We start from the raw sequence: 4,792 nt of genomic DNA, 5'->3' as shown, positions 1-4,792 counted from the left end.
CTATCATCTTTTGAATATTTATTCATAGCTATTTCATAACCAGTATCAGTAAACACTGTAAGTAAAATATTTTCATTGAAATCATTTTTTAGTTTTTTTACTAATGCATCTGTAAGATTGATTTCTCCTACAGATGAGCAGTGAATCCATATATATTTTTCATTTTTTTCTAAAATTGATAAATCTTGAAAAAGTCTTTGAAAAACAAATTTCAACTTTTTAGGTTTAAAAAGCAAAAAAATAAAGAGGAAAGGATATAAAAATCCTCTCAATAGATTGTAAAACATAGTTTACCCTCCGATTTTCTCTTTAATTAAGTTAGATATTGCTTGAACACTTTCCTCGATATTAAGGAAACTAGTATCTACTTCAATAGCATCTTCAGCTTTTTTTAAAGGACTCTCTTTTCTTGTAGAATCAGTATGATCTCTTTCTAAAATATCCTTTAAAACAGTTTCAAAATCCTCTGTGATTCCTTTTGAAGCATAATCTTTAACTCTTCTTTTAGCTCTTTCTTCAGGTGAAGCAACTAAAAATATTTTTAAATTAGCATTTGGAAAAACAACAGTTCCAATATCTCTTCCATCTAAAATAACCTTTTTACCTTTACTAATATCTCTTTGTAAATCCACTAATTTAACTCTAACGGCTTTGATAGCAGATACTGGAGAAACAATTTTTGTAACTTCAGGTGTTCTTATTTCTAAAGAAACATCCTTACCATTTAATATAAACTTATCATCGATAATATCAACTTTAATATTATTTAAAATATTTTCAACATCAGTTATATTAGTGAAATCAATATTATTTTCAAGAATATAAAGAGCTACCATTCTATACATAGCTCCTGTATCAAGGTATGTTAGACCAAAATTTTTAGCTATAACCTTAGCAATAGTACTTTTTCCACTTCCTGCTGGACCATCTAAAGCAATAATATAGTTTTTCATTTAATCCTCCTAGGCTTTAATAAGAAGAGCTCTCCACTCTTTATCTCTTTTTATTTCTAGTATTTCAAGTCCTTTTTCTTCAACCTGTTTAACTATTTCAGGAAGTTTATCTTCTATAATACCTGAAAAAATAATTAATCCATCTTTTTTAACAACTTTAAAAATATCTTTTAAAAGTAAAAGAATAACATCTGCGAGAATATTTGCTACTACAACATCAAATTGCTTATCTTTTACAACTGAGATTAAATCTCCTAAGTAAACTTCAGCAGTGTCAGAAGAAATTTTATTTAACTCAAGATTTTCTTTAGTAGCTTCGACAGCTAGTTCATCTATATCAGTACCATAAATATCTGTAGCTCCTAATTTTTCAGCTGCAATCATCAATATTCCTGATCCAGTTCCTACGTCAATAACAGAGTTTCCAGGTTGGATATTTTCTTCCATAATTTTTAAACAAAGAGATGTTGTTGGATGTGATCCAGTACCGAAAGCTCTTCCAGGATCTAATTCAATAACTAATTCATTCTCTTCAGGTTCGTATTCTCTCCAAGTCGGTTTAACAACAAACTTTTCACTAACTTTTTCAGGATATAGATATTTTTTCCAACTATTTTGATAGTCCTCTTCATCATATTCATAAAAATCAATTGTAAAAACAACATCATCTCTATCATTAAATTTTTCTTCAAAAGCAGCTTTTATTAAATCGTTTCTTCTTTGAGAATATGGATTCATTGGAAAATATGCTGAAACAGCATAGTCTACCATTAAAAATTGCTTTTCATCTTTATAAAAATCTAAAGGATTTTTCGTTTTTAAAGGTTCATCAATTTTTAAACCAGTAGCTCCAAATCCATAAAATATATCACAAATCTCTTTTTGAGTATCCTCAATACTATCACTATCAAATATAACTTTTATTTCAACAACTTTCATAAAAACCTTCCTAATTAAATATTCCTAACTCAATAAGAGAAAGGTTGATTCTTTCTATTTTTATACACTCACCAGTTTCATCATCTAATTCGATATCTAAACCATTTATTCTTTCTTTTCCTTCTGCTATCTCAAATTTTTGAGGCAAAGCAGTTAAGAATTTAGGAATAATAGATTCTTTATTCATTCCAATTATTCCATTGTCTGATCCTGTCATTCCAACATCACTTATATAACCAGTACCTTCAAGAAGAATTTTATTATCAGCAGTTTGTACATGTGTATGAGTTCCGTAAACAACAGAAACTTTCCCATCTAAATAGTTTGCTAAAGCTAATTTTTCTGATGTTGCTTCAGCATGAAAATCTATAATAATATGTTTACATTCTTTTCTAATCTCTTCTATTAATGGATTTGCCACTGTAAATGGACAATCAATTGGTGGCATGAAAACTCTTCCTTGAAGAGAAACCACAGCTATTTTATTTCCTTTTTTATCTTTTAAAATTGTATATCCAGTTCCAGGAACACCATTAGGATAATTATGTGGACGTAGAACTCTGTTAGATCTATCTAAATAGTCATAAATTTCTTTTTTATCCCAAATGTGATTTCCACTTGTTATAACATTTACTCCCCAATCTAAAATCTCATCACAAAGTTTTGCAGTTATTCCGAATCCAGCGGCAGCATTTTCACCATTAACGATAATAAAATCGTAATTACTTTTATACTTATCAAGGTATGCCTTTAGAGTTTTTCTACCTGGATTTCCAACAACGTCACCTACAACTAAAACTTTCATTATTTACCTCATTTCTATATTTGTATTACCAAAAAATATTATAACATTTTTTACTAAAAATTAAAACTTAAAAAATAGTTTTAAAAAAAACAAATTGAAAGTTGACATCTACACAAAAATAGTGTATTATTGAGACAGATAATATAACAAACTAGGAGTGACGCATATGTTAACTAAAGAAGAATTTTTAAAAAAAATAGGACAAAGTGAAGAGGAATTAAAAGCAAAAGGTCTTGAGCTAATGTTCATAGGTGAAGTTGGATATGGTGACGATGAAGATGACGGTTGGGATGTAGTTTATATTGATCCAAGCAAATGTGTAGAAGTAGGAATGGGTTGTAAGTGTGCTGTTGGTGGTACATTACACGATAAATTATAATATAAAGTTAAAATTGACTAAGTATAGGAATTTCCTATACTTTTTTTTGTTTAAAATTACTTTAATTTCTAGAAAAAAATATGTTATAATTTATTATAACTATTTGAATGAGGAGCAAATAATGAAAAGTAGTGGGTTAGTAAAAAAAATAGTGGGAAGTAAAATTACAGTTTCAATGTATAAGGAGAGCGCTTGTTCACATTGCAGTAAATGTAGTGATAGTGCTAAAATAGCAAATGATTTCACATTTGTATCTAATGTAGATAATATTAAAATAGGTGATATTATAACTTTTGAAATGGAAGACAATCAAGTTTTCAAAGCTGCAATAATAGTTTATATAATACCACTGATATTTATGTTTTTAACTTACTTTATAGCTTCTAATATAGGATTATCAGAAGGAGAATGTATAGGAGCAAGTTTTGGTGGATTAATTATAGCTTTTATAGGAATATTTTTTTATGATAAATTTGTTGTGAAAAATAAGATGGAAAAATCTGTAAAGATAATAGAGATAGAAAAGAGATAGCAGGGGGAAGATATATGTTTAAAAAAATATCAGTAGTTTTTTATTTAATGTCTCAGTTAGCTTTTGGAAACTATTCACAAGTAGATTATTCTAAAATTTTAAACAAAAATGGAAAAATTTTCGTCAAAAATACTGGAAGTCCTCTTACTGGAATGGTAACATTCCAAAAAGATAGAGAATTTTACAAAAATGGAGTTCCAGAAGGGAAGTGGTTGTCTTTTTATACTAATGGAAATATAAAATCTATAGAAAATTGGAAAAATGGAGAGTTGAATGGAAAATATGTTTTGTATAGTGAAGATGGACATAAGACATTTCAAACATACTATTTAAGAGGAAAAGATCATGGATTATTTAAATTATTTCATGAAAATGGAAGTCCACATATAATTGGTAAATTCTATAATGGCCAAGCAATTGGTATTTGGAGTTATTATAGTAAAAGTGGGAAGTTAATAGGTAAAAGAGATTACACTTTAAATATAGATCATTTTGATCAAACAAATTAAATTAGGAGAAAATAACTTTATGAAAATAAAATTAAAAAGATACTTCAATAGTTCGATGCTAGTAAATCCAGATAAAGCTAAAGGGTTTTGTGATAAATTAAAAGAGATTTTGAAAAAAGAAGAAGAAGTTGTGTTGGACTTTGCAGGAATTCAAGCAACAACATTAGTATTTTTATTTGTTCTTTTTACTAATTTATGGAATGAGTATGGGAAAGATTTAAAAAATAAATTAACAATAAAAAATGGTTCTCAAGGTTTATTTAAACAAATGATATATTTAAAAGAAAACTATAAGGAATTGAAATCAAAGTTTTTAGGCGTGCATCAAAACTTTGAAATAGCTTATATTGGATAATTGTTGACAAAATTAATAAAAAATGTTAATATTGAGAAGTAAAAGAAACTATACCAAAAAGGGGTGTAAAAAATATGTTTTTTGAAGAAATACAAAATGAAATTTATGATAGTACTTTTGATGCAGTTTACAATGCATTATTAGAAGAGTATAAAGAGGGAACGTTAACATTAGAAAGGTTAACAATGAATATAGATGAGCAACAACAAGTTTTGTTAAACGGATTTTTTGAAGGAGAAACAAAATTTGCTTACGCTAGTGCAACAGTAGATGCACACCAATATGCTCTTGCTATGATAAAAAAAGGATTAGTATAAAAC

Annotated in this window: 9 protein-coding genes; 5 read left to right on the top strand and 4 right to left on the bottom strand. The window is 27.6% G+C overall.

The genetic code is table 11. The features are described 5' to 3' along the window. The 4 genes from Q0V08_RS10740 to Q0V08_RS10725 form a co-directional block, all read right to left on the bottom strand. The coding region (locus Q0V08_RS10740) for a glycosyltransferase N-terminal domain-containing protein (RefSeq protein WP_297434640.1) at positions 1 to 287 on the bottom strand (287 nt) is incomplete at its 3' end. A gap of 3 nt (positions 288 to 290) precedes the next feature. Next, positions 291 to 953 carry a (d)CMP kinase gene (cmk, locus tag Q0V08_RS10735; protein WP_297434638.1) on the bottom strand — a complete coding sequence of 221 codons (663 nt, stop codon included), beginning with the start codon at positions 951 to 953 and terminating at the stop codon, positions 291 to 293. A gap of 9 nt (positions 954 to 962) precedes the next feature. Next, positions 963 to 1,892 (bottom strand): 50S ribosomal protein L11 methyltransferase, encoded by a 930-nt coding sequence (gene prmA / locus Q0V08_RS10730; RefSeq protein WP_257162784.1) that lies wholly within the window; start codon positions 1,890 to 1,892, stop codon positions 963 to 965. Between the two features lie 10 nt (positions 1,893 to 1,902). Then, entirely contained in the window at positions 1,903 to 2,697 is a 795-nt protein-coding gene (locus Q0V08_RS10725) for a TIGR00282 family metallophosphoesterase (protein ID WP_023051882.1), read from the bottom strand. A gap of 166 nt (positions 2,698 to 2,863) precedes the next feature. Here Q0V08_RS10725 and Q0V08_RS10720 point away from each other — a divergent pair, with 166 nt between their 5' ends. The 5 genes from Q0V08_RS10720 to Q0V08_RS10700 all read left to right on the top strand — a co-directional run bounded on the left by Q0V08_RS10720 (position 2,864) and on the right by Q0V08_RS10700 (position 4,789). Then, positions 2,864 to 3,076 carry a hypothetical protein gene (locus Q0V08_RS10720; RefSeq protein ID WP_023051883.1) on the top strand — a complete coding sequence of 71 codons (213 nt, stop codon included), beginning with the start codon at positions 2,864 to 2,866 and terminating at the stop codon, positions 3,074 to 3,076. A 121-nt stretch (positions 3,077 to 3,197) separates the two neighbouring features. Further along, positions 3,198 to 3,608 carry a SoxR reducing system RseC family protein gene (locus Q0V08_RS10715; protein ID WP_257162785.1) on the top strand — a complete coding sequence of 137 codons (411 nt, stop codon included), beginning with the start codon at positions 3,198 to 3,200 and terminating at the stop codon, positions 3,606 to 3,608. A gap of 14 nt (positions 3,609 to 3,622) precedes the next feature. Beyond that, positions 3,623 to 4,117: a toxin-antitoxin system YwqK family antitoxin gene (locus tag Q0V08_RS10710; protein ID WP_257162786.1), complete on the top strand. Its 495-nt coding sequence runs from the start codon at positions 3,623 to 3,625 to the stop codon at positions 4,115 to 4,117. 19 nt (positions 4,118 to 4,136) lie between these two features. Continuing rightward, positions 4,137 to 4,472, top strand: coding sequence for an STAS-like domain-containing protein (locus Q0V08_RS10705; RefSeq protein WP_257162787.1), 336 nt, complete (start codon positions 4,137 to 4,139; stop codon positions 4,470 to 4,472). 74 nt (positions 4,473 to 4,546) lie between these two features. Beyond that, the gene (locus Q0V08_RS10700) at positions 4,547 to 4,789 is read left to right on the top strand and encodes a hypothetical protein (protein WP_023051887.1); all 243 of its coding nucleotides are present in this window, start codon (positions 4,547 to 4,549) and stop codon (positions 4,787 to 4,789) included. Positions 4,790 to 4,792: the final 3 nt, after the last annotated feature.

The sequence above is a fragment of the uncultured Cetobacterium sp. genome, assembly GCF_947038635.1.
GTDB lineage: Bacteria > Fusobacteriota > Fusobacteriia > Fusobacteriales > Fusobacteriaceae > Cetobacterium_A.
The sequence above is the reverse complement of the archived record's forward strand: the minus strand, read 5'-3'. Positions and strand labels throughout refer to the sequence as shown.

Bases quoted from the DNA above. Each gene is read 5' to 3' on its own strand.
- Q0V08_RS10715 (WP_257162785.1), top strand. From the start codon at position 3,198: ATGAAAAGTAGTGGGTTAGTAAAAAAAATAGTGGGAAGTAAAATTACA.
- Q0V08_RS10725 (WP_023051882.1), bottom strand. From the start codon at position 2,697: ATGAAAGTTTTAGTTGTAGGTGACGTTGTTGGAAATCCAGGTAGAAAA.
- Q0V08_RS10700 (WP_023051887.1), top strand. From the start codon at position 4,547: ATGTTTTTTGAAGAAATACAAAATGAAATTTATGATAGTACTTTTGAT.
- Q0V08_RS10705 (WP_257162787.1), top strand. From the start codon at position 4,137: ATGAAAATAAAATTAAAAAGATACTTCAATAGTTCGATGCTAGTAAAT.
- Q0V08_RS10710 (WP_257162786.1), top strand. From the start codon at position 3,623: ATGTTTAAAAAAATATCAGTAGTTTTTTATTTAATGTCTCAGTTAGCT.
- Q0V08_RS10720 (WP_023051883.1), top strand. From the start codon at position 2,864: ATGTTAACTAAAGAAGAATTTTTAAAAAAAATAGGACAAAGTGAAGAG.
- prmA (WP_257162784.1), bottom strand. From the start codon at position 1,892: ATGAAAGTTGTTGAAATAAAAGTTATATTTGATAGTGATAGTATTGAG.
- cmk (WP_297434638.1), bottom strand. From the start codon at position 953: ATGAAAAACTATATTATTGCTTTAGATGGTCCAGCAGGAAGTGGAAAA.